The 22,971-nt window shown below is 69.5% G+C and carries 20 protein-coding genes; 11 read left to right on the top strand and 9 right to left on the bottom strand.

Features of this window, described 5'->3' with window-relative positions:
• A complete protein-coding gene (locus tag HALOF300_RS06715) occupies positions 1-1,035 on the bottom strand; it encodes a LacI family DNA-binding transcriptional regulator (protein ID WP_156740167.1) in 1,035 nt (344 codons plus the stop codon).
• 147 nt (positions 1,036-1,182) lie between these two features.
• Here HALOF300_RS06715 and HALOF300_RS06710 point away from each other — a divergent pair, with 147 nt between their 5' ends.
• Entirely contained in the window at positions 1,183-2,676 is a 1,494-nt protein-coding gene (locus HALOF300_RS06710; protein WP_156740166.1) for an ADP-ribosylglycohydrolase family protein, read from the top strand.
• Between the two features lie 7 nt (positions 2,677-2,683).
• On the opposite strand, the gene HALOF300_RS06705 is transcribed toward HALOF300_RS06710, so the two are convergent.
• Positions 2,684-3,535: a phytanoyl-CoA dioxygenase family protein gene (locus HALOF300_RS06705; protein ID WP_156740165.1), complete on the bottom strand. Its 852-nt coding sequence runs from the start codon at positions 3,533-3,535 to the stop codon at positions 2,684-2,686.
• A gap of 57 nt (positions 3,536-3,592) precedes the next feature.
• Between HALOF300_RS06705 and HALOF300_RS06700 the strand changes: the two genes are divergently transcribed.
• The gene (locus HALOF300_RS06700; protein WP_156740164.1) at positions 3,593-4,459 is read left to right on the top strand and encodes a helix-turn-helix transcriptional regulator; all 867 of its coding nucleotides are present in this window, start codon (positions 3,593-3,595) and stop codon (positions 4,457-4,459) included.
• Here the strand turns inward: HALOF300_RS06700 and HALOF300_RS06695 are convergent.
• From HALOF300_RS06695 to HALOF300_RS06685, 3 genes are all read right to left on the bottom strand, one after another.
• Positions 4,371-6,116, bottom strand: a complete 1,746-nt coding sequence (locus tag HALOF300_RS06695; protein WP_231955106.1) for a DUF4091 domain-containing protein — start codon at positions 6,114-6,116, stop codon at positions 4,371-4,373. The genes HALOF300_RS06700 and HALOF300_RS06695 overlap by 89 nt on opposite strands.
• Positions 6,117-6,196: 80 nt before the next feature.
• Positions 6,197-6,685 (bottom strand): hypothetical protein, encoded by a 489-nt coding sequence (locus HALOF300_RS06690; protein WP_156740163.1) that lies wholly within the window; start codon positions 6,683-6,685, stop codon positions 6,197-6,199.
• A gap of 159 nt (positions 6,686-6,844) precedes the next feature.
• Positions 6,845-8,230: an FAD-binding oxidoreductase gene (locus HALOF300_RS06685; RefSeq protein ID WP_231955105.1), complete on the bottom strand. Its 1,386-nt coding sequence runs from the start codon at positions 8,228-8,230 to the stop codon at positions 6,845-6,847.
• A 438-nt stretch (positions 8,231-8,668) separates the two neighbouring features.
• On the opposite strand from HALOF300_RS06685, the gene HALOF300_RS06680 reads away from it, so the two are divergent.
• Genes HALOF300_RS06680 through HALOF300_RS06660 form a run of 5 tightly spaced genes read left to right on the top strand, consistent with a single transcriptional unit; the run spans position 8,669 to position 15,697 of the window.
• Positions 8,669-9,595 (top strand): ABC transporter permease, encoded by a 927-nt coding sequence (locus HALOF300_RS06680; RefSeq protein ID WP_197522359.1) that lies wholly within the window; start codon positions 8,669-8,671, stop codon positions 9,593-9,595.
• A complete protein-coding gene (locus HALOF300_RS06675; RefSeq protein ID WP_231955104.1) occupies positions 9,592-10,527 on the top strand; it encodes a carbohydrate ABC transporter permease in 936 nt (311 codons plus the stop codon). Before HALOF300_RS06680 ends, HALOF300_RS06675 begins: the two co-directional genes overlap by 4 nt.
• 36 nt (positions 10,528-10,563) lie before the next feature.
• On the top strand, positions 10,564-12,180 hold the full coding sequence (locus tag HALOF300_RS06670; protein ID WP_156740161.1) for an extracellular solute-binding protein: 1,617 nt from the start codon (positions 10,564-10,566) through the stop codon (positions 12,178-12,180).
• A gap of 47 nt (positions 12,181-12,227) precedes the next feature.
• The gene (locus tag HALOF300_RS06665; protein ID WP_156740160.1) at positions 12,228-14,306 is read left to right on the top strand and encodes a hypothetical protein; all 2,079 of its coding nucleotides are present in this window, start codon (positions 12,228-12,230) and stop codon (positions 14,304-14,306) included.
• Between the two features lie 44 nt (positions 14,307-14,350).
• Positions 14,351-15,697 carry a Gfo/Idh/MocA family protein gene (locus HALOF300_RS06660; protein WP_156740159.1) on the top strand — a complete coding sequence of 449 codons (1,347 nt, stop codon included), beginning with the start codon at positions 14,351-14,353 and terminating at the stop codon, positions 15,695-15,697.
• On the opposite strand, the gene HALOF300_RS06655 is transcribed toward HALOF300_RS06660, so the two are convergent.
• The gene (locus HALOF300_RS06655) at positions 15,694-16,752 is read right to left on the bottom strand and encodes a DUF2332 domain-containing protein (RefSeq protein ID WP_156740158.1); all 1,059 of its coding nucleotides are present in this window, start codon (positions 16,750-16,752) and stop codon (positions 15,694-15,696) included. The genes HALOF300_RS06660 and HALOF300_RS06655 overlap by 4 nt on opposite strands.
• A gap of 156 nt (positions 16,753-16,908) precedes the next feature.
• Between HALOF300_RS06655 and rpiB the strand changes: the two genes are divergently transcribed.
• Positions 16,909-17,364, top strand: a complete 456-nt coding sequence (rpiB, locus tag HALOF300_RS06650; protein ID WP_156740157.1) for a ribose 5-phosphate isomerase B — start codon at positions 16,909-16,911, stop codon at positions 17,362-17,364.
• 10 nt (positions 17,365-17,374) lie between these two features.
• Here rpiB and HALOF300_RS06645 read toward each other — a convergent pair whose 3' ends face one another.
• Positions 17,375-17,818, bottom strand: coding sequence for a glutaredoxin family protein (locus tag HALOF300_RS06645; RefSeq protein ID WP_156740156.1), 444 nt, complete (start codon positions 17,816-17,818; stop codon positions 17,375-17,377).
• 100 nt (positions 17,819-17,918) lie between these two features.
• On the opposite strand from HALOF300_RS06645, the gene HALOF300_RS06640 reads away from it, so the two are divergent.
• The 3 genes from HALOF300_RS06640 to HALOF300_RS06630 are packed head-to-tail and all read left to right on the top strand — an operon-like array spanning position 17,919 to position 19,845.
• Positions 17,919-18,497: an isochorismatase family protein gene (locus tag HALOF300_RS06640; protein WP_156740155.1), complete on the top strand. Its 579-nt coding sequence runs from the start codon at positions 17,919-17,921 to the stop codon at positions 18,495-18,497.
• Entirely contained in the window at positions 18,494-19,414 is a 921-nt protein-coding gene (locus HALOF300_RS06635; RefSeq protein WP_156740154.1) for a GlxA family transcriptional regulator, read from the top strand. Before HALOF300_RS06640 ends, HALOF300_RS06635 begins: the two co-directional genes overlap by 4 nt.
• Positions 19,411-19,845 carry a helix-turn-helix domain-containing protein gene (locus tag HALOF300_RS06630; protein WP_156740153.1) on the top strand — a complete coding sequence of 145 codons (435 nt, stop codon included), beginning with the start codon at positions 19,411-19,413 and terminating at the stop codon, positions 19,843-19,845. The genes HALOF300_RS06635 and HALOF300_RS06630 overlap by 4 nt, the downstream gene beginning before the upstream one ends.
• 75 nt (positions 19,846-19,920) lie before the next feature.
• Here HALOF300_RS06630 and HALOF300_RS06625 read toward each other — a convergent pair whose 3' ends face one another.
• Both HALOF300_RS06625 and HALOF300_RS06620 read right to left on the bottom strand, forming a co-directional pair.
• A complete protein-coding gene (locus HALOF300_RS06625; protein ID WP_156740152.1) occupies positions 19,921-21,492 on the bottom strand; it encodes an SIR2 family protein in 1,572 nt (523 codons plus the stop codon).
• 47 nt (positions 21,493-21,539) lie between these two features.
• A complete protein-coding gene (locus HALOF300_RS06620; RefSeq protein WP_156740151.1) occupies positions 21,540-22,967 on the bottom strand; it encodes an NAD-dependent succinate-semialdehyde dehydrogenase in 1,428 nt (475 codons plus the stop codon).
• Positions 22,968-22,971: the final 4 nt, after the last annotated feature.

Below are 22,971 nucleotides of genomic sequence, written 5' to 3'. Positions count from 1 at the left end.
TCAGGCCGTTGGTCGGTCGGCGTGCGCACCCATCGTGCTGGTCCGCGCGACGAGGGCAGGCTCGAAGACCTGATGGGTGTGCTCGTGAGCCGGACCGGTCTCGATCTCCGCCAGGAGCAGTTTCGCCGCGACTTCGCCCATCTCGCGGATCGGCTGTCGCACGGACGTGAGCGGCACGGCGGCGCCGGCTGCGAACGGGATGTCGTCGTATCCGACCACGGCGAGATCGTCCGGGACCCGGACCCTACGCGTCGTCGCGGCCTGGAGTACGCCGAGGGCGAGCAGATCGTTCGCACAGAAGACCGCGCTCGGCGGAGTCGGTGAGTCGAGCAGGCGCTGACCCGCCTCGATTCCCTGCGCGATCGTGTCCTGGGCACAATCCAGAATCTTCTCGGGCCGCACCTCGTGGCCGGCGGCACGCAACCCGTCGACGTAGCCGGACTTGCGGTGCTGGTAGACCGCCGCCTCTCCGGGGCCGCCGACGTAGGCGAAGCGGTCGCGGCCCAGGGCGCTGAGGTGCTCGGCGACGAGGGTGCCGCCGCGGGTGTCGTGCCCGCCCACGGTGCAGGCGTCCAGGTCGTCCTGGGCGTTCGCGATCGCCACGACTGCGAGGCCGCTGGCGCGGGTGCGGGCGATGTTGGCATGGAGGGCGGGGGTGAAGCGCGTGGACGCCAGGATGACCCCCAGCGAGCGCAACTCCGCGAACCGGCGAAGCGTGGAGTCCTCGCGCTCGGCACTGTTGTGCGTGCTCGCCATGAACACGGTGATCCCTTCGTCCTCGAGGACGCCCTCGACGCCGGCCGTCAGTTCCCCGTAGAACGGACTGACAGCCTCGAGGACGGCCAGGCCGACGACCTGGCTGCGGCCGGACTTGAGCGCGCGTGCCGAGGCGTTGCGAACGTAGCCGGTGGACTGGATCGCCTCCTCCACCTTCCGACGATTCGCCGCCGTCACCGTGGCGCGCCCGTTGAGAACGTTGGAGACGGTCATGGGCGAGACCCCGGCGATGCGGGCCACGTCACCGATCGTCGGCATGTCTTCCTCGTTCCAGTCCGGTGCCGAGCCCGTGCCGCTCCCGGACGGGAGGCCGGTGCTCAGGGTCTTGACGTCGCTCGACGTGAATGTAACGCTACACCGAGCCGATGTAGCGCTACATCCAATCGACGACGAGGTGACGTGGGCATGAAGCAGGTGGATCGCCAGCGAGTGATGGGGTGCTGGCTCGGCAAGGCGGTCGGGGGCACTCTGGGTCAGACCTTCGAAGGGCTCGAGGGCCCGCTCGAGGCCGAGTTCTACGTGCCGGTGCCCACGGAGATGGTTCCGAACGACGACCTCGACCTCCAGGTCCTCTACGCCTGCGCGATGGACCTGATGGACTCGCCCGCCGTGGACCGGCACGTGCTGGCGGAGTCCTGGCGCAACCACGTGGAGTTCCCCTGGAACGAGTACGGCGTCGGCATGCGCAACCAGGCCGAGGGCATCGAGCCGCCACACTCCGGAAGCTTCGACAACTGGTTCACCTGTGGCGAGGGTGCGGCGATCCGGAGTGAGCTCTGGGCCTGCCTGGCCGCCGGTGACGCGGACCTGGCCGGTGCCTACGCCTACGAGGACGCCTGCTTCGACCACGCGGGCGACGGCATCGATGCGGCGGTCTTCCTCGCACGGATCCAGGCACTGGCCTTCGTCGAGTCCGACCCCAGGACCTTGATCGACGGCGCCCTGGCCGGCCTGTCCCCGGAGAGCGGGATCACCCGCGTGGTACGGGACACGCTGTCCTGGCTGGACGAGGGCCGGGCCTGGCTCGCGGTCCGCGAGCAGATCGTGGCGCGCTACGGCAACAGTGACTTCACCGACGTGCGGCTCAACACGGGCTTCATCATCCTCGGCTGGCTCGCCGGAACGTCCTTCGGTGAGCGGATCCTGATCACGAACAACTGCGGCGGGGACTGCGACTCGTCCACCGCGTCGATCGGCGCCCTACTCGGGATCCTCGACCCCGATTCCATCGAGGAACGCTGGCTGGCACCGATCGGGCGTGACCTCGTGCTCAACCCGGAGATCACCGGCATCGAGGCGCCGCCCACCCTTGACGCGTTCACGGACCTGGTCCTCGACCTCCGGGAGCGCCTGGACGGGCGACGCCCCGAGGCGGTCAGTGGCCCGTTCGACCCGCAGGACCACCGCATCGAGGTCGAGCTGGGCTGGATGAACACCGCGAACGGCAAGTGGGACGTCCGCGACCAGACCGAGCTCCCGCCGGCCGGTAGCCCCGTACCCACGGTGGAACTCACGGCGTCGACCCTGCCGGGCACCTGGGTGCGGATGCCCGCAGCCGACTTCCAGGACAGGATCCTGGTGCTCCGCTACCGCTTCGACGCGCGCGGACGCACCGACGTCCGGCTGATGTTCAACTGCACCGAGCACTACCGGATCTGGTTCGGCGGCGAGTACCTGCACGGAGCGCAGGGAAGCCAGTACCAGTTCCCGGCGCCGCACATGGCGCCGCTCGGCCAGTTCATCGACTTCCGGCCCGGCGCGGGCGTGCACGAGGTCACGATTGCCGTCAAGCGGCCGCCCGCGCACCGCGAGGTCGCGGAGTGGGTGATCGGCGCCGTCGAGCTGCCCGGGCACATGTGGATCGAGAACTCGTTCCGACCTGACGTAGCCGGCCGCTGATCCGCGCTCAGAGGCCGTCGCGGTCGTGCCAGTGCTGCTGCCAGCGCCAGTCGATCGGCTCGCTGGCGCGCTGATACCGGATGTCGGTGGACAGGCGCATCCGCCCGTCCGGGTCCACGTTGTCCAGCGCCGCGTGGATGATGTGCGCGGAGTGGATCATCACGTCGCCCGCCCGGTAGTCGGTCACCAGCCACCGGGCGTCGTGGGCGTCGGCGAGCCCGGGCAGGTCCGCCGTGATGGACGCCGCCGGCCGCTTCAGCCGGCCCTGCGCCTCCTCCGCGAGGACCACCCGGTGTGAGCCCTCGAGGTAGGTGAGGCCGCCGAGCGTCGTCGGGCAGTCGCCGAGCGGGATCCACATCGACAACACCCGGTCCGTGCCGTCGCGCAGGTACACGAGGTCGTAGTGGGCCTGCGTGGCCGTGCCGATCCCGTTCTGGCCGGGCCTCGTGTGCCGCAGGATCTTGCGCCGGTGCAGGTGCACATCGTCACCGAGGAACCAGCCGAACCAGCCGGCGATCGACGGCAGCCGACACAGGCGGTCGTACTCGACCGAGGGGACGACATGCCCGAACAGCGCCTGCCGGTAGGTGGCCTGGTCGATGGGTCCCGGCCCGGCGATCCCGTCCTCCGGCCCGGTGCCCGACCGGGTGACGCCCGCGGGCGCGAGGGTCTCGAAGTAGAACCTGCGGAACGCCGCCACCTCCTCCGTCGGGAGCTGGTCCCGCAACAGTAGGTAGCCCTGGGCGCGCAGGCGACGCCACAGCGCATCCCGGTCGCTGCGCTCCTCGTCCGGGGTCTCGGTGAGTTGACCGAGACGGTCTGGACTTTCCACCAGCTCGTAGCCGTTCGACGTCAACATCCGACGTACGCTAACGTGCGGCGAACCTCCTGCCCATGGACGATCGGCGGTGATCACTTGGACTTTTCTGCAAGTGTCAATGGTCCGGGCTGGCGCGCCTACCCGGCGGCGGAGCCCGCCCTGCGGGACAGCGGCCTGAGCTGCCGCGGAGCCGGGGAGCAGAGCGGTCCGGCGCGGCACACCAGAGACCGCCGTCTCGCCACGCACGGCCTCGTGCTCGTCACCCAGGGTCGCGGCCGGTACACCGACGAGGCGCACCCCGACGGCGTCGCCGTGCGGGCCCCGGCGGTGATCTGGCTGTTCCCCGGGCTGGCGCACGGATACGGGCCCGACGGCGATGGCTGGCACGAGCACTGGCTCCTCTTCGAAGGGGTCGGCACGCGGGCGCTCGAGGGTTTCGGTGCCTGGGACCGCGACGAACCGGTGCGTCGCGCGGCGCCGGAGCTCGTCGGGTGGGTCACCCCCGTGTTCGCCCGCCTGCGCCGGCTGCTTGCCGTGCCCGGCGGGCGCGGTGCGATGCTCGCGGCGGCGCTGACCCATCAGCTCATCGCCGTCGCGGCGGAGTGCGCGCCGCCGGAAGCCGCGGCGCCGGCGCGGGACGTGATCGAGTCCCTGGCCGCTGCCGCGCTGGTGCCGATGCCCGTCGAGCGCCGCGCCCGCGCACTGGGCCTCACGGAGGCGCAGTTGCGCGAGGCGGTGCTGCGGGCAACCGAGCTCACGCCGCACGAGTTCGTGCTCGCGACCCGCCTGGAGCGTGCCCAGTTCCTGCTGGCGGAGACCAGGGCCGGCGTGGCCGAGGTCGCCGTCCAGGTCGGCTACGACGACCCGGCCTACTTCAGTCGGCTGTTCCACCGCCGGGTCGGGATGTCGCCGTCAGCGTTCCGGGAGCAGGAGACCCGTCGCGGCGAGCCAGCTCGGTCATGATCGCCGCGTCGACCTCGCGACGCGAGCGCAGGTAGTGCTCGCGGTCGTAACTGAACGTGGCGTACCCGAGTGTGCCGCCTTGGTCCACGGTGGCCCGCGCCGTGGCCGCGTCGGTGAGGTCGCGCAGCAGCTGGAGCGCGCGGTGATCGTCCATGGCCTGGGCGAACACCCGGTACCTGATGCTCAGCCACGGCTGCCCATCCGGTCCGGGGTAGACGATGAACGGGTCGCCCGCCGGGAACGCGCCGCCGGAGCTGGTGTCCGTGAACGGGTCGATCGGACGTGTCGAGTACTGGGCTGCCCAGAAGTTGAAGCCCCAGTGCAGGAAGCCGGGCGCGCCGGCCACGAACAGTTGCCGCCCGAGCACCCGGTTGCGCAGCGACGGCAGCCCGATGAACCGGTTCGCGACGTCGCGGTGCTGGGACACGCAGTAGTACACCCACGGGCTGAGCCCGTGGTCGAGGAACTCCTGCACGTGGTTCGTCGCCACGATCGGGGTGTCCACGGCACCCGAGCGAGCGAACTCGAAGTCGCTCAGCGCATCCACGACCGTGGCGCCGGCGAGCAGGTCCTCGACCACGGCGCGCGCCGCCCGGTAGTCGGGCAGCATGTGCTCGCGTGGCTCGTCGCTGATGTGGAAGAGCACGCCGCCGTCCCAGTGCTCGGCCAGGTAGGCGCGTAGCGCGGGCAGCAACTGCGCCAGGAGGGCCCGGTAGCGGGGGTCGGTCGCGGGCACGTCCCACCCGAACCGCCGCTCGATGCCGGCCGGGGTCCGGACGTAGATGGCCGGGGTCGCCGTGGCGCCCCACTGTGTGAACAGGTGGGCGATCTCCACGGTGGCGATCCGGTGCTTGCGGCACAGACCCAACCACCTGCCGAGGAGGCCGAAGTCGAAGGCGTAGCCTCCGCCGTCGGGCGTGATGTCGACCAGTTGCACCGGCGTGCGCGCGGACCCCACCGCGGTGTCCAGTGGCGGCGTCCAGGTGGGCGTGAGCACGGAGTTCACGCGCATCCGCGCGGCGGCGCCGAGGTAGGCGTCGAGCAGGTCCCAGTGCTCCTCGCTGAACACAGGCACGTCGTGGTACTCGGCCAGGCTGTCCGCATGCAGCCAGTGCGTGTTGACGATGTCCAGCGCGGGGAGCTCGACCGGGTGGACCACGACCTCGATCGTCGCGGTGAACAGCGTGGCACCGTCGGCGTCCGCCACACTCAGGCGCAGATCATGGCGCCCGGCGAGGGCCGGGTCGCTCACCTCGACGTCGAACCACAGCGACTGCCAGTACCCGACGGCGGGGCGCACCGGAGTCCCGGACGGCACGGGCCGGAGCAGGTCCGGGTAGAGGCCGGGGGAGTCGCGCAGGTAGCCGTCGTCATGCCCGTCGAACGCCACCAGGGCGCAGGGAACGAGTTCCACCGTGGAGACCTGCACCAGGTGCGCGAGTGGGCCGTCCACCCGCGGGTGCAGCGTGCCGAGCACACTCAGGCTCTCCGTAGCGGGCGGCAGGTAGGCGAGCTGGACGGACAACGTCTCGCCGAGGAACCCGGACAGCGGCGTGCCGGCCGCCATCGGTGCCGGGCGCTCGTCCGCGAACACCTTCTCCAGGGTGTCGACGAGTTGGAACGTCCAGTCCGGGCGGGGGGGGGGGCGATCGGTCAAGTGAGCTTCCTCGGGTCGCGGCGTTGCGTGGAGACTAGCGGGCCCGCGCCACCCGTGACCTCACGCGCTCGCGGGCGCCGTCACCGATCGGGCGAGCTGGCAGGGGCGTCGGGGGTGGGGCGGCGATCTCCCAGGATGGCGCCGACGGTCGCCAGCATGCCGCCGGCCACGGCCACGAATCCCGCGGGCCCTCGCTGGATCAGGACGTAGCCTCCGGTCGCTCGGCCCTGCTCGTCGACGCCGTCCCAGATGACCTCCGCGGTGGGCACGAGGACCAGAGCCAGCACCAGGATGAGGAGGCCGAGACCCGCGAGCACCACCGGCCACGTGCGGGTGCGGCGCCAGACCAGCGCAGCCACGCCGCCGAGCGCGACGAGGCCGGTGATGTACAGGCTGATCGCCGCGACGGGGTCCTCGCTGAAGTCCGGGTCCCCGGGGGTGGCGTTGCTGACCGTCCAGGGCAGGATCGCCGCGACGAGTGCGATCGCGAGCCCACCGATGGCGAACACCAGCGCGGTGGTCGGTGCGCGCGACGGACGTCCGACCTGGTGATCCGGGTACCCCTGCATTTCCGGAGTGTAGGCAGACGGCTCGGCTCCGGCCCGGTGGCAGCGTGGGTGCAGGTGCCCATTGACCTCGCACCTGCCGCGCTGAGACCGCCCCTCGCGACGGACGAGGTCGACGGCGCAGGTACTGGGTCGGCGGGGCGGCGGTTGGGTCGGGTCTGCTCAGAGGATGGCGCCGGGGTTGAGCAGGCCCATCGGGTCGAGCGCGTCCTTGATCGTCCGGTTCAGCCGGAGCACGTCCTCGCCGACGTAGCCGGGCAGCCAGGCCTTCTTGGTGCGGCCGACGCCGTGCTCGCCGGTGATGGTGCCGCCGAGCCGGATGGCCAGGTCCATCACCTCGCCGTAGGCGACCTCGGCGCGGGCGGCCTGGTCGGCGTCGTCCGGGTCGAAGACCACGAGCGGGTGCGTGTTGCCGTCCCCGGCGTGGGCGATCACGCTGATGATCACGTCCCGGGCGTCGGAGATGGCCGCGATCCCGGTGACCAGGGCGCCGAGCTCGGGCACCGGCACGCCGACGTCGCCGAGCAGCAGCCTGCCCTTGGTCTCCACGGCGGGGATCGCGCCGCGGCGGGCGGCGGTGTAGGTCTCGCCGAGTTCGACGTCCGCGGTCACCAGGACCTCCTCGGCGCCGAGGTCCCGGCAGACGGCGGCGATCGCCTCGATCTCACGGGTCGCCGCCTCGCCGGGCTGGTCGGACTGCGCGATCAGCATCGCCTGGGCGGTGCGGTCGAGGCCGTAGCCGTGGATGTCCTCGACGGCGTTGATCGCGACGTTGTCCATGAACTCGAGCATCGAGGCGCGGGTGCTGCTCGCGACCGCGAGCACGGCCCGGCAGGACGCGTCCAGATCGGCGAAGGTCGCCACCATCGTCGCCGACGGCGGTGGTTGGGGCACCAGGCGCAGCACGATCCTGGTGATGATCCCGAGGGTGCCCTCGCTGCCCACGAACAGCTTGGTCAGCGACAGTCCGGCGGCCTCCTTCAGGCGCGGGCCGCCGAGGTCGACGGCGGTGCCGTCCGCCAGCACGACGGTCAGGCCGAGCACATAGTCGGTGGTGACGCCGTACTTCACGCAGCACAGTCCGCCGGCGTTCGTGGCGACGTTGCCGCCGATCGAGGAGAAGCCGATGCTCGCCGGGTCCGGCGGGTACCAGAGCCCGACGGCGGCGGCCGCCGCCTTGAGGTCGACGTTGATCACGCCGGGCTCGACGAACGCCATCCGCGTGACCGGGTCGATCTCGACGTGCGTCATCTCTGCCATCGACACCACGATCCCGCCCTCGACGGCGGACGCGCCCCCGGACAGGCCGGAGCCGGCGCCGCGCGGGACGATCGGGATCCCACGCGCACCGGCGTAGCGCACGACCTGCTGGACCTGCTCGGTGGTGTGCGGCAGGACCACGGCCATCGGCAGCCCTGCGTTGGGGTCGAGCGCACGGTCCCAACGGTGTGCCTCCCGCTCGTCGAGGCTGTGCAGCACCTTCAGCCCGGGCAGCGCCCGGAGCAGGTCGTCGACCGGTTCGACGATCTCCGGATCGAGATTCGTCACTCTGTGTGCCCTTCGTCGCGCGAGACTTCCGTCTCCAAGATAGGCGATACCCGGGTCGCGGCCTGCCATCGTGCGGATCGGTGGCCCTCCCCAACGTGTGTGCGACGCTGGATGGGTGCCGAAAGCCGGGCCCGTATTACCATCTGGACGCAGATTTGACAGCCCATCCCCTGGCGTCTTACGGTTTCGGGAGAGCGGTTTCCGGAGAGTCCCGGACTAGGCCATTATTGTCGCCGATCGCTGGACCGCCGCTCTTTGGTATTTGCCGGCAGCACTCCGCGTGCTGCCTTTCGTTCCTCGTGTTTTGAATCGTTTCACACCGAGTGACGTCGGCATGCAACGACGCATTTATGGAAGGTACTGATGACGCAGACACAAGTCGCCGAGAAAGTCGGTGATTCGGATGCCGATGCGGTGACGTCCCAGTCCGAAGATCGCATGCCTACTGGCAGGCAGCAGCCGTGGTGGGCCAGGATGTGGCGCGATCGCACGCTGCTGCTCTTCGCCCTGCCGGGCATGGTCCTCATCCTGATCTTCCAGTACGTGGCGCTAGCCGGGAACGTGATCGCGTTCCAGGACTATCAACCGTTCCTTGGCATCCGGGACTCGCTCTGGGTGGGCTGGGAGAACTTCCGGGTCCTGGTCAACGGCGATCCAGCGTTCGTCACCGCCGTGCGCAACACCCTTGCCCTCACGCTCATCCAGACCGTGTTCGTGTTCCCGGTCCCGATCGCCCTGGCACTACTGCTGAACAGCCTGCTGTCCGAGCGGATCAAGAAGTTCGTCCAATCCGTCCTCTACCTGCCGCACTTCCTCTCCTGGGTCGTGATCGTGGCGATCTTCCAGCAGGTCCTGGGTGGAGCGGGTCTACTCAACAACTTCCTGCGCGCGCAGGGGTGGGCGACCCTGGACATCCTTGGCAACCCGGACATCTTCTTCGGCCTCCTTACGACGCAGGTCATCTGGAAGGACGCGGGGTGGTCGACGATTCTGTTCCTTGCGGCGCTCTCCCAGATCGACGCGTCGCTGTACGAGGCCTCGGCGGTCGATGGGGCCGGACGGTGGCGACAGATGTGGCACATCACGCTTCCGGGACTGCGCGGAATCATCATCCTGCTGCTCATCCTCAGGCTCGGGGACTCGCTGTCCGTGGGCTTCGAGCAGATCATCCTGCAACAGAACGCCGTCGGTCTGGCGGCCTCGGAGGTGCTGGACACCTACGTCTACAACAACGGAATCGTCGGTGGTGGCTGGGGCGTCTCAACCGCCGTCGGCATGGTGAAGGGCGTTATCGGCGTGATCCTCGTGCTTGGCGCCAACAAGCTGGCGCACATCTTCGGTGAGAATGGGATCTACAAGTCATGAGTGTGATCGCTCAGTCAGGGTTGTCCGAGCGGAAGATCCGCCGGAGGGACCGCCTCGTCAACGGGAACCGGCGTCCCGGGGTGGCGATGCTGGCCCTCAAGGGCGTGGTCCTGTCCATCGCCTGCGCTCTCGTCATCATCCCCTTCGTCGGGATCGTCTCGACCTCCATCTCGAGCCCGGCGCACGTACTGGACTCCGGCGGCTTCGTCCTGTTCCCGGACACCGTCAACCTCACCGCCTATCGGTCGATCCTCGGTGGCGGCGTGGTCACCCAGGCGCTGTTGATCTCGGGGTTCGTCACGGTGGTGGGCACGCTGTGCTCATTGACCGTCACGAGCCTGCTGGGCTACTCGCTGTCGCGGCCGGAGACATTCGGGGGCAAGCCCATGCTGATGGCGCTGCTGGTCAGCATGCTCTTCTCCCCGGGACTCATCCCGCTGTACCTGGTCGTCAAGGGCATGGGCATGATCGACTCGCTCGCAGCTCTCATCGTGCCGACGATGATCAGCGCGTTCAACGTGATCGTGATCCGGGCCTTCTTCTCCAACCTCCCGCAGGAGCTGATCGACGCGGCGAAAGTGGATGGAGCAGGGGAGTTGCAGACGTTCACCCGGATCGTCCTGCCTCTGTCGAAAGCCGTCCTGGCAGTGATCGGCCTGTTCTACGCGGTCAACTACTGGAACGCGTTCTTCAACGCTCTGATCTACCTGAACGATGCAGCCAAATGGCCTGTGCAACTGGTCTTGCGGACCTATGTGATCAACAATGCCCAACTCGACTCCGGGGATCTTGGTGGACTCGAGTCCATGCCGCCGCAACCATCGATTCAGATGGCCATTCTCGTGATCACCCTCATCCCTATCATCTGCGTTTATCCGTTCCTTCAGAAGCATTTCGCCAAGGGAGTGCTCACGGGTGCGGTCAAGGGCTGAACAGCAATCGTCCCAGCTAGAAAAGGAAAGAAGTCGATGAGTGCAAATTTGAGCAGGCGCACATTCACGCTCGGGACGGCCGGTTTGGGCCTCGTGGGCGCGCTCGGTCTGGTCGGGTGCTCCTCCCAGCAGGGCGGTGGTGGTGGCGCGGAGCAGGGCTCCGGCCGGCTTCCGGCCTACATCCCCTACGAGGGACTGACCCCGGACCTGCCCACGACCGAAGACGGCCTGCCCGCAGGGTTCTTCGCCTACCCGGCCGACCCGGTGCAGGCCTTCACCGAGCCCCCGGGCGACGGCGATCCGGTCAGTGCGATCGTCCAGACGTCCGAGCCGATACCCCCGGCGGTGGACAACAATCCGTACTGGCAGGAGCTGAACGCGCGACTCGGCTCGGACCTGCAGGTGGCGATGACGCCGGCTGGTGACTACGCCTCGAAGTTCGCCACCATCGTCGCCGGAGACGAACTCCCCGACGTGTTCCAGGTCGCACGAGGGGCCAACCAGGTCCCGCAACTCCTCGCGGCCAAGGCGCTGGACCTGAGTCCGTACTTGGCCGGTGACGCGATCGCCGACTACCCCATGCTCGCCAACATCCCGACCGAGTCGTGGCAGCACGGCATGTTCGACGGGAAGATCCTGGCGGTCCCGGTCCCACGAGGTGTGCTGCAGAGCACCATCCAGTACGCCCGTGCCGACCTGCTCCGGGAGCTCGGCATCACGGCCGCCCCGACGAACTTCCAGGAGTACTTCGACCTCTGCAAGGAGGTGACGGCTCCGACCGCGAACACCTGGGCACTGACCTCGGTGCCGACGAACTACATCATGCAGATGCTCAGCGTGCCGAACGGCTGGCGCGAGGAGGGCGGCTCGCTGATCCACTACTCCGAAGTGGAGGAGATGCCCGAGGCGCTCGAGGCAGCGCGCACGATGTACGAGGCCGGCGTCGTGGTGCCGGACTCGTTCGCCGTGAACGGCTCCCAGTACAAGCAGTGGTTCATGGCCGGCGCTGCGCTGTTCACCGGTGACTCCTACAGCGCCTGGCCCGCGTACTACGCGCAGTCCGGGGGCATCGAGGGGTTCGAACTCGCCGGCCTTGACATGCCTGGATACGACGGCGGGGAGGGCAGCATCTGGGTGCGGTCACCGACCCACAGCATCGTGGCGGTCAACCAGCAGAGTGAGGCGCGCGCAGAAGTCATCCTGGGCATCATGAACTGGTTGGCCGCGCCGTTCGGCACCGAGGAGTACCGGTTCCGTAAGTACGGGGTGCAGGACCACAACTTCACCCTCGACGGTTCTGACCCGGTGCGCATCGAGGAGACCACGGGCGAGACCTTCCTCGGCATCCAGTACCTCGCAGACGCGCCAACCGCGCTGTACCTGCCCGGCAACGCGGGCGTCGTGCAGGCCCAGTACGAGCAGATGGGCCGTGTCATCCCGGGCGGCAGCCCTGACCCGACCGAGGCGCTCTACTCCGAGACCAAGACCCGCAAGTACAGCGGTTTGACCGATGTGCTGAACGCGGTCCGCGACGACATCATCCAGGGACGCCGGGAAGTCTCGGACTGGGCGGCAGAGGTCGAGACGTTCAAGACGAACGGCGGGGACACGATCCGGGCCGAGCTCGAGGAGGCACTCGCCGCCCAGGCCTGAACCGACGCGCGCGCACGTCCCCCGCTTCTGACTCCGAGGAGAGAACATTGCCCACACCGGTCGATCGCACCGCCACAGTCGCCCGACACACCGTCCACCTGGACGGCCTGGACCCTCGCTCGCCGCTCTCGGTCGGTAACGGGGAGTTCGCGTTCACCGCGGACATCACCGGGCTCCAGTCGCTGCCAGGCTCCTACCCGGTGGGCCCTCGGGACCGGAGCCTTCCCCCTGGCACGCTCCTCGGCACCCAGGCCCAGTGGGGCTGGCACAGCGTCCCCGCCGGCGAGGACTTCCGCCTCGAGGACTCGATCGTGGAGTACGGGACCACGCGCGGACCGGTCGGCTACGTGGACATGGTCGGCACGATCCAGGGCGGCACCGAGACCGGCACGCCGCGCCGCGACCTCTGGCTGAGGGCGAACCCCCACCGGCTGGATCTGGGCCGGATCGGCCTCCTCCACGGGGCCGCGCGTGGGCACGCCCCGCTGGAGCTCGAGCAGATCACGGACGTGCATCAGGTGCTCGACCTGGCGCGTGGCCTTCTGCACAGCCGTTTCCGTCTGGACGGCGCACTCGTCGAGGTCCGGACGGCGTGTGACCCCGAGCAGGATGCGCTCGCCATCGAAGTCTCGACCGGCGCACCCCTGGCGCTGTCGTTGGCCTTTCCCTATGGCAACGAGGCATGGCACAACGCCGCCGACTGGACGCAGCCCGAGGCTCACACCACGGAGCTCGAGGGCACCTGCGATGGGTGGTTCATGAGCCGGACCCTCGACGCGACGAGATATCACGTCCGGGTGGTACTCGAACCCGAGCTTCGCCGGACCGGGCCACACAGCTTCGTCGCCGAACTTCCCCAGGGCACCACGCGGATCGTCGTGGCGTTCGGTCCCGGCGGAGACGACACGGGTCCCGCGCCGAGCGGATCCGACGAGATCATCCGACACGCAGCCGACCACTGGTGCGACTTCTGGGCGGGCGGCGGCGCCGTCGACTTCTCTGCCTCAGAGGACCCACGGGCGTTCGAGATCGAACGTCGGACGGTGCTCTCGCAGTACCTGACCGCAATCAACTGCGCGGGCTCCTCACCGGCACAGGAGACCGGCCTGGTCTGCAACTCCTGGAGGGGTCGGTTCCACCTGGAGATGCACTGGTGGCACAGCGCCCACTTCGCGCAGTGGGGTCGGCCCGACCTGCTGTTGCGAAGCCTGCGTTGGTACCACGGCGCCCTGGCGACGGCGCGGGGCATTGCGACCCGTCAGGGCTACGCCGGTGCCCGGTGGCCGAAGCAGGTCGGCCCGGATGCACGCGAGAGCCCGTCCGAGATCGGCCCGTTCCTCGTCTGGCAGCAGCCGCACGTGATCTACATGGCCGAGCTGGCCTACCGCGCGCGCCCGAACCCGGAACTGCTGACCGAGTTCGCGGAGATCGTGTTCGCGACCGCCGAGTTCATGGCGGACTTCGCAGTCAGGGCGGACGATGGCGCGTACGACCTGCTCGCCCCGCTGGTCCCCGCACAGGAGAGTTACGGCCGCATGCGCCGGGACGTGCGCGGACCCGCCTACGAGCAGGTCTACTGGCACTGGGCTCTCGACGTCGCCCAGAACTGGCGGGCCCGTCTCGGTCTCCCGGAGGAACCCACCTGGCGTGCCGTGAGCGCAGGCATGCGACCCCCCGTCGTGCGCGACGGGCGCTACCCGGCGATCGCCGTCGAGCCGTGGACGATCCGCAAGGACCACCCGTCCATGCTGTGCGCACTCGGACTGCTGCCCGCTACGGACAAGGTCGATCCGGAGGTCATGCGCGCCACCCTGAATGACGTCCTCGGGGACTGGAACTGGGAAACGACGTGGGGGTGGGACTACCCGGTCATCGCGATGACCGCGGCTCGGCTGGGTATGAGCGAGGTGGCCGTGGACGCGCTTGTCAGCGATCGGACGAAGAACATCGTGCTCGCCTCCGGGCACAACTGGCAGTCGTCGTCACTACCCCTGTACCTGCCGGGCAACGGCGGGCTGCTGTCCGCGGTGGCGCTCCTTGCCGCGGGCAGTGACACCGGTCCCGACGACTCCGGGTTCCCACCCGGATGGCACGTCCGCCACGAGGGCCTGATCCCCGCTCCCTGATCCGTTCCGACCACCCCGAGTAGCCAACGATGGAGAGTCCGCAAATGACCGAAACCACCACCCGCCCGCTGAGGTACGCCGTCGTGGGTACCGGCAGCCGGGCAGAGATGTACGTCCGGGCCCTGCTCACGACGCACGCCGACGCCGGCTCGCTCGTCGCGTTCGTCGACACGAATCCCGTACGGATGAACTACTACGACGATCTCGTCGAGTCGGTCGCCGCCGGACACGCCGCCATCCCGCACTTCGGTCCTGAGGCCTTCGACGAAATGGTTCAGACGCTGCGGCCCGACGGCATCATCGTGACCACACCGGACGCGATACACAGCGACTACGTGGTGCGGGGCCTGGAACTGGGGCTCCGCGTCGTCGTCGAGAAGCCGTTGACGATCGACGAGCAGAGGGCGCAGGCGATCGCGGATGCTGCCGATGCCTCCTCCGGTTCGGTCGCGATGACTTTCAATTACCGGTACTCCCCGCGGAACACGGTCGTGAAGGAACTGATCGCGTCCGGGGAGATCGGAGCGCCCACGTCTGTGCACTTCGAGTGGCTGCTCGACACCGGGCACGGCGCCGACTACTTCCGTCGGTGGCACCGGGACCGGGCCAACTCCGGCGGCCTGCTCGTGCACAAGTCCACCCACCACTTCGACCTGGTCAACTGGTGGTTGGCGGACGCCCCGGCCACCGTGGCTGCCCTGGGCAGTCTGCGGTTCTATGGTGCCGAGAACGCTGCCGCGCGGGGCGAGGACCGACCCGGGCGAACCAGCCGCGACGACCCGAGCAGCCCGTTCTCGATCGACCTGGCCGCCGACCCCCGGATGAAGCGCCTGTTCCTGGACGCCGAAGCCGAGGACGGGTACGTCCGCGACCAGAACGTGTTCGGCACCGGCATCACGATCGAGGACACGATGAACCTCCTGGTCGGCTACAGGGGAGGCGCCGCGCTGACCTACTCGTTGACCGCCTACGCACCTTGGGAGGGCTACCGGGTGGCCATCAACGGCACCCGCGGCCGGGTGGAGCTCGACGTCGTCGAGCGCCCGCACCGCGCGAAGGACAGTGCGGAGGCGCTGGACCCCAGCGCCGTCGCCGAGGAGGCGCAGACCGACGCGGACCGTGAGGCGCTGCGCCCCCGGTCCAGCCGGATCCTGCTCCAGCGGCAGTGGGAACGCCCCCGCGAGATCACGATCCCGGAGGGTAGGGGCGGGCACGGGGGAGGGGACGCGAAGCTGCTTGACGACGTTTTCCGCGGGGATCGCGAGGACGTGCTCGGTCACCGAGCCGGCCACCTGGACGGGCTGCGGAGCATCAGCATCGGGATCGCCGCGAACAGGTCGATCGCGAGCGGTGAGTTCGTGCGGATCGAGGACCTTGGGCTGCGGCTCTAGCCAGCCAGCCACGACAACAGGCGGCCCCTCGACCAGCACCGGCCGAGGGCCTCGGAGTGCCGACCCGCCCGGTCGACGGTGGCCAACCCGATGATGCTGTGGCCGGAGGCGCGGCGGTCACCGAGGGTTGGGATCGTCGGTGCGACGCCGACGCCCTCGGCGGACACCCAGGCCACCGGGCGGTCGCCGGCCGCCTCGTCGAGGGCGTCCAGGAAGAGTCGGCGACCCTCGAGGGGCAACCGGGACAGTGCCCACGTGGAGGTGATGACCGGCACCGCGTGCGTCGGCACCCGGGCGATGGCCGCGGGCAGCATCGCCGGCAGGATCCCCTGGAGCAGTACCGGCGGCCCGCTCGCCGCCAGCGCCACCTCCGCGTCGAGCCGCGCCAGCTGCTCGGGCCGGTCGGGTGCCAGACAGGCGCGCAGCCAGCGGGCGTCGTCCGGGTCGGTCACGTCCATCGGGTCCCGATCGATGCCGATCCGGGCGACGACCTCGGGCAGTGCGAGTTCCGGCAGCGGTCGGTCGCCGACGATCGAGGCCGACTGCTGGACGGGTGAGGCCACGTCGCCGAGCACCTGCCCGTTGCCGTAGGTCAGGCCGACCCGGTCGACGGTCAGGTTGAGTCCGGCCGAACAGCCGATGTCGATCAGTCCGATCGCGTTCGCGCCGACGCGTTGCGCGGCCTGCGCGATGGCCGGATACAGCACCGTGGCCCGCCCGGTCTCCTCGGCCCGCAGCTGTCGGCCGGTGACGATGGAGACGACGGCGTCGGCCATCGCGGTGAGCGTGTCGACGGCGGCCCTGGCGGCAGCGTCACCGTCGCCGGCGGCGTAGGCGTCGGCGAGCGCGGGGGCGCGACCGGCGAGTGCGAGGTCGTGCAGCGCGGCGAGGATCATCGGGGGACGTCGCTTGCGTGCCGGCGCCCCCTCGACGGCGCGCAGCGCCGCGCTCGACTGGCTCACGGCGACGGCGACGCGTCGGTTCAGGGGCGACGCCCCGCCGTCGTCCTCCGCGAAGCGCCGATACACCTCGGCGAGCGTGCGTGGACTACCCACGGCTCCCACTGATCTGCCGTCGTCTCCGGTCGGTGTCTGGCATCGGCGACGATCCTAGCCAGGGCGCGCTCCGCCGTCGTGACTACGTGGTGGACGCCCGCCGGTCACCGCGTCGTTCGAGGTTAGGCTGGAGGCGATCACGCCAGGAGGATATTCATGAAGATCGCCATCGGGTCCGACAGTTCGGGTCACGGTTTGAAGGACGCCGTCATCGCGCACCTGCAGGAGTCCGGCCACGAGGTCATCGACGTCGGATGGGATGGCGCGGGTGAGGCGGAGTACTCCGCCCACTACGCCAAGCAGGTCGCGCACCTGATCCGCGACGAAGCGGCCGACCGCGGCGTCCTGATCTGCGGCACCGGCATCGGGATCTCCATCTCGGCGAACAAGGTCCGCGGCATCCGTGCTGCGGTGTGCTCGGAGCCGTTCACGGCGAAGCACACCCGCGAGCACAACGGTTCGCAGATCATCGCGTTCGGTGCCTTCGTGGTGGCTCCGGAGATGGCGTTCGCGATCACCGACGCGTTCCTCGGCGCCGAGTTCAAGGGCGGCATCTACCAGGAGCGCTTCGAGATCATCGCCGGTATCGAGGCCGAGGAAGCCCGGGTCTGACGCGGCCCGATCAGGCGCCGTCCGTGGCCGTTCCGGTGAGCCGGGCCCGCAACTGATCGGCGCTGGGGTTGCGCAGCACCTGATCGCCGATCAGCACCGTCGGCGTCAGTTCGTCACCGTTGTTGAGCCGGCGGACCTCGGTGTTCGCCTGCCGGTCCGCCCACACGTTCACCCAGGTGATCCGGTCGTCGCCGCGCAGTTCGTGGAGCAGGCGCTCGCAGTAGACGCACCCGGGTTTCCAGAAGACGACCGCGCCGCCGGTGCCGAGGCGCTGCGCGGCGGCCCGCCACGGGGTGTGCCGCCCGCGTCGGGCGAGCAGTGCGATCAGGAGCAGCCCGGCCACCACCACGGCACCGATGAGCCAAGGGCTCCCGTCGCCCAGGATCAGCAGGACCAGGGCTACGACGATGGGCAGCAGGCCGAAGGCGATCTGCTTGCGCCGTTCCGGGACCATGGTTCGAGGCTAACGTGCCCAACGCCTGGTGACCGGATCGTTCCGCTCGTTGGCGCCATGATGCCTTGCCTGTTCCCGGCTCGCACCACAGGATGGCTGTATGACGCACCCAACCGGCACCGCACTACTCGTGGTCGATGCGCAGGAGTCCTTCCGGCAGCGATCGAAGGACTGGGCGACGACGGCGAACCCCCGGGTCCTGGACAACATCGCCGCGCTGGTGGGGCACGCCCGCGCGGCCGGTGACCTGATCGTGTGGGTGACGCACGCCGAGCCGGAGACCGGCGGCGCTTTCGACCCGGCCCTCGGTTTCGTCCGGGTCGTCGCCGAACTCGAGCCCCACGACACTGATCTTCAGGTGGTCAAGACCTCCATCAACGCCTTCACCACGACGAATCTGCACCAGCAGCTGATGTTGCGAGGCATCCGCCGAGTGGTGATCTGCGGGATCCGCACCGAGCAGTGCTGCGAGACGACCGCTCGGGTGGCGAGCGACCTCGGCTTCGAGGTCGTGTTCGTGGCCGATGCTACGACGACCTCCGGGATCACGGCGGGAGAGGGGTACTCCGCCGTCTCCGGCGAGGACCTGATGCGTCGCACGGAGAGCGTTCTCGGCGGTCGGGGCTTCGCCTCCATCGTGACCACGGCGCAGCGGCTGAGCGTATCGGCCGTGGTGTGACCCAGGTCGTCTTCCTGCTCGCACCCGGGGTGATCCTGCTCGATCTCGCCGGTCCGGCGCAGGTGTTCTCGACGGCCGCCACGGCCGGCGCCACCTACCACCTGAGCTATGTCGCGGAGCAGCAGCGGATCCCGTCGGGACAAGGACTGCCGCTGGAGGCCTCGCTCGACTGGCCGCAACTGGGTCGCGACGACCTCATCGTGGTGCCTGGATGGCGGTCCCCACTCGAAGCCGGCTCGGGCGCGTTCGGTGAGACCACCCTGCAGCGCCTGCGTGATCATCACACGGCCGGCGGCACGGTGGCGAGTGTCTGCTCGGGAGCGTTCGCGCTCGGTCGGGCGGGCCTCCTGGACGGCAGACGCTGCACGACGCACCACGACATCCAACAGGAGCTGCAGCGGCGGTACCCCCGTGCTGCCGTGGCACCGGACGTGCTGTTCACGCAGGATGGCGGCGTCATGACGTCCGCGGGCATCGCGAGCGGCATCGACATGGCGCTGCACCTCCTGGCGAGCCGCCACGGGCCGGCCGTGGCCGCGCAGGTCGCCCGGGACATGGTCGTGTTCGCCCGCCGCAACGGCGAGGCGCCGCAGCTGAGTGCCTTGCTTCGCTACCGCTCACACGTCGACGACCTCGTCCATCGCGTGCAGGACGTGATCGACGAACAGTTCGATCGCGAGCTGCCGCTGACGAACCTCGCCGAGATCGCCCGCTCGAGCCCGCGAACCCTCACCAGGGCGTTCACCAGAGCGACCGGGCTGACCCCCTTGAGGTACCAGCAGTCGCTACGCCGTGAACGTGCCGAACACCTGATCGCACACGGGGCCACTGCCGAGGCGGCCGCGCGCGAGGTCGGCTTCGAGGACGGGCGGATGCTGCGCCGGCTACGCCAGAACCTCCCCTCGCCGCGGGCGTGAGCCCAGTGCCGACCAGATTCGGAGAGACCACGATCCCCTTCGGCCCTCAGCTCATCGGCCAGACCGAGAAGGCACTCAACGCGGTCCTACGCACCATTATTGCCACGCACGAGCTCACCGAGGCGCAGTGGGTGACCCTCCGGCTCACCTCACAGTTCGACGGGACCGGCAGCTTCGAGGACCATCTCGCCGACAGGACGCAGTTCCCGGACCCGTCGTCCCTGGTCTCGGAGCTCGCGCTGCGGGGGCTCCTGACCGGGCAGCGGCTCACGGAGGCCGGGGATGACCTCGTCGCTGTCATCGGCAACCGCATCGCGCAGGTGACCGGGCCGATCTGGGACTCGCTCGACGCCGAGGACGTCGCGACGACGGGCCGGGTACTCAATGCGGTGCTGGAACGAACCCGAGAGGTCCTGCGGTCATCCCGATGACGTCCTGGCTCCTGGCGCGATGGTGACACGGTGGGTCCACGCCGAACGCACCGGCACTCGAAGGCGCGGAGCGGTTCATCGGTCCGAGGGGCCTCCTGAGGGTCGCGGTCGGGCCCCGAGCGAACCGAGCAACTCGACGACGGGGTCCCAGCGCCTGGGTCGGTCCGTCATCGACGTGAGCGAGTCATGGAGTTCACGGGCTTGGACCACCAGGTCTGCCTCCCGATCCTCGAGCAGCGCCTCGTACCGCTCGTCGAGCAGGTGGCTGTTCCCAGCCGCGAGCAGGGCGATGTGGTCGAGGAAGATGGTCAGCGACCGCGCGCGGGACTCCTCCGGATCGTCCGCCGCCGACACCGGCACGTAGTCGAACCGCCCGGACCAGAGCTCGGCCTGGGCAGGCTCGGGCTTCAGCGGAAGGACGGTTCCGAGCGGTCGCTCCTTGTCCTCGGGCGACATGGAGCCCGCCTCGCGGAACGCGAGCACCTCGTGCGTCAGCCGGAGGAAGTTGTCGTCCGTCATCGAGGCTCCGACGACCAGGAGGTGACGGGTCACCATCAGCGACTGGACGAGCGAGCCCATCGGCCCGGAGGTGGCGTTATAACTGACGAAGTCGCTCCGGGTGAGCACGATGGTCTCGGGCCGCTCGGCATCCCCGTGCATCTTCAGCACCCAGGGCCGGTCCTGCTGGGCCCGGTCGAAAGGTAGGACGGCGACCCCCACGTTCGCCTGGAGGTCACCGGCCGCGAGTTCGTACAGCCGGTCGTAGTTCGTGGTGACGACCTGGCGGCACCCGAGCGCGGCGAGGATCGCGTGGGTCATCGCGTAGCGGCGTTGGCTGGTGACCTGGGCCGCGATGGCACTGCCGAAGTCGGCGCCGTACTTGATCCGCAGGAGCTCGGCCCGGTCGAGGGTCGACGAGAGCTGCGTCAGATCGACGTCTTTTCCCTCCGCGAGATTGCCGAGCAGACTGCTCCACGATGGCAGCCCCGCCCCGATGCTCACGCCGGCGCCCAGGAACAGCGCCAGGTCCCCGGATCGCGCGACGGCGGCGAGTTGTTCCGCGGCCGCACGCAGCTCTGGAGTCAGTGCCACGTCCTCGGAGCCGAGTTCCCGCCGGCGCTCCTGGAGTGCGGTGTAGTCGGAAGTGGAGTTCGCGATGATCACGATGTCGATGCCGAGAGCGGCGGACTCCTCGCGACAGACCCGTAACTGGGTGTCGATGACCTGACCGCGGATCGGGCCGAACCCGCCGTGCCCGGTGCCGAGCAGTGGCATCGAGACGAGCACGTGGGACCTGCCCTGCCCGGCCCTGAGCTCTTTCACCTCGGCCAGCACCAGACGCAGACGGGCCATCACGCCGTCGAGGTCCTCGGTCAACGAACGGGAGAAGTAATACGCGACGTCCATGAACCACGTCGGCTTCGGCGGCTCGGCGGTGCCGGCCGCGGTGGCGCGGCCCCACCGTCGCGCACGCCATCCGTCCGGCTGCAGGGCTCTGACGGCTTCGTCGAACCCGGCGCCGGGTAGTCCGAGCGTCGGTGCCCAGTGACCGCCCACACTGAACGACAGGTCGGTGGCGACGATCACCGCGTCGCTGTCAAGGTTCTCCATCCGTCCCTGGACGACGAACACGTGCCCGTTGCTCATGATCGGACGGTATCGCGGACGGCGTGCTGCCAAGGGACCCGTGTTCGTCAGACGGGCGACCCGATGTACTTCTCCTCGAGGAACTCCTCGATCCCCTCCGCGCTGCCCTCCCGCCCGAGACCGGACTGCTTCATGCCACCGAACGGCGCGGCGGGATCGCTGAGCACGGCACGGTTGACGCCGACCATGCCGGCGTCGATGGCGAGGGCGACCGTCATGGCGTCACCGGGTGGGCCGTAGACGTAGGCGATCAGCCCGTAGATGGTGTCGTTGGCCATCCGGACCGCGTCGGCCGGATCGTCGAAGCCGATCAGCGTGACCACAGGTCCGAAGATCTCGGTGCGGGTGATCTCGCTGCCGTGGGTGACGTCGGCCAGGACCGTCGGCGGGTAGAACGCACCGGCACCGCTGGCGGCACCACCGAGCACGACTCGGGCTCCGCCGTCGACAGCGGTGTCGACGAGTGCGGCGACCTTGTCCCGCTCGGCCACCGAGACCAGGGCGCCCAGGTCGTTCTCCGGGTCATGGCCCGGACCGGTACGAACGCGGGACATGGCCGCCGTCAGCTCGGTCGAGAACTCCTCGAGCAGGCTGGTGTGCACGTAGAACCGGTTCGCTGCCGTGCAGGCGGAACCGCCGTTGCGCATCTTCGCGACCATCGCCCCGGCCACGGAGTCCGCGACGTCGGCTCCCTCGAGCACGACGAACGGTGCGTTCCCACCGAGTTCCATCGAGGAGCTGATCACGTTGTCGGCCGCCTCGTGCAGCAGCAGCCGGCCCACCTCGGTCGAGCCGGTGAAGGAGAGCTTGCGCACGGCCGGATGGTGCAGCATCGCGCGGACGGCCGGTGCGGTGGGCGCGGGGGTCACCAGATTGACGACGCCCGACGGCGCGCCCGCCCGCTCGAGGACGCCGATCACGTAGGCCGCGGTCAGCGGCGTCTCGGAGGCGGGCTTCAGCACCACGGTGCAGCCGGCGGCGAGGGCCGGCGCGATCTTCCGGGTGGCCATCGCGGCCGGGAAATTCCACGGCGTGACCAGCACGCTGACACCGATCGGCTGGCGGGTGACGGTGATGCGCTTGTCCCCGGCCGGCGACAGCCGGAAGTCGCCGCCGATGCGGACGGCCTCCTCGGCGAACCAGCGGAAGAACTCCCGTGCGTAGCGTGCCTCCGCCAGCGCGTCGGCATGGGCCTTGCCGTTCTCGCTGACGATGATGTCGGTCATCGTCAGCTCCTCCGCCGCCAGGATCTCGTAGCAGCGCCGCAGCAGTTCCGATCGTTCGCGTGGCGGGGTGGCGGACCACGCCGGCAGCGCGCGCTCCGCCGCGGCCACGGCGTCGAGGCAGTCGCCGGGGGTGGCGACCGCGAACGTGGCCAGCTCGGTGCCATCGGCCGGGTCGATGACGGGAAAGCGGCGGTCCTCCGTTCCGGGCCGCCACGTACCGTCGATGAAGAGATCGTTCAGGTAGGTCATGGGT

It is taken from the genome of Occultella aeris (genome assembly GCF_902703175.1).
GTDB classification, from domain to species: domain Bacteria; phylum Actinomycetota; class Actinomycetes; order Actinomycetales; family Beutenbergiaceae; genus Occultella; species Occultella aeris.
This window is presented reverse-complemented; position numbering and strand designations above follow the sequence as displayed.

What these genes read in the sequence shown, in the direction of transcription:
- HALOF300_RS06660 (WP_156740159.1), top strand. Translation starts at nt 14,351, where the DNA reads ATGACCGAAACCACCACCCGCCCGCTGAGGTACGCCGTCGTGGGTACC.
- HALOF300_RS06715 (WP_156740167.1), bottom strand. Translation starts at nt 1,035, where the DNA reads ATGCCGACGATCGGTGACGTGGCCCGCATCGCCGGGGTCTCGCCCATG.
- HALOF300_RS06690 (WP_156740163.1), bottom strand. Translation starts at nt 6,685, where the DNA reads ATGCAGGGGTACCCGGATCACCAGGTCGGACGTCCGTCGCGCGCACCG.
- HALOF300_RS06620 (WP_156740151.1), bottom strand. Translation starts at nt 22,967, where the DNA reads ATGACCTACCTGAACGATCTCTTCATCGACGGTACGTGGCGGCCCGGA.
- HALOF300_RS06625 (WP_156740152.1), bottom strand. Translation starts at nt 21,492, where the DNA reads ATGAGCAACGGGCACGTGTTCGTCGTCCAGGGACGGATGGAGAACCTT.
- rpiB (WP_156740157.1), top strand. Translation starts at nt 16,909, where the DNA reads ATGAAGATCGCCATCGGGTCCGACAGTTCGGGTCACGGTTTGAAGGAC.
- HALOF300_RS06705 (WP_156740165.1), bottom strand. Translation starts at nt 3,535, where the DNA reads ATGTTGACGTCGAACGGCTACGAGCTGGTGGAAAGTCCAGACCGTCTC.
- HALOF300_RS06645 (WP_156740156.1), bottom strand. Translation starts at nt 17,818, where the DNA reads ATGGTCCCGGAACGGCGCAAGCAGATCGCCTTCGGCCTGCTGCCCATC.
- HALOF300_RS06710 (WP_156740166.1), top strand. Translation starts at nt 1,183, where the DNA reads ATGAAGCAGGTGGATCGCCAGCGAGTGATGGGGTGCTGGCTCGGCAAG.
- HALOF300_RS06640 (WP_156740155.1), top strand. Translation starts at nt 17,919, where the DNA reads ATGACGCACCCAACCGGCACCGCACTACTCGTGGTCGATGCGCAGGAG.
- HALOF300_RS06670 (WP_156740161.1), top strand. Translation starts at nt 10,564, where the DNA reads ATGAGTGCAAATTTGAGCAGGCGCACATTCACGCTCGGGACGGCCGGT.
- HALOF300_RS06680 (WP_197522359.1), top strand. Translation starts at nt 8,669, where the DNA reads ATGCCTACTGGCAGGCAGCAGCCGTGGTGGGCCAGGATGTGGCGCGAT.
- HALOF300_RS06675 (WP_231955104.1), top strand. Translation starts at nt 9,592, where the DNA reads ATGAGTGTGATCGCTCAGTCAGGGTTGTCCGAGCGGAAGATCCGCCGG.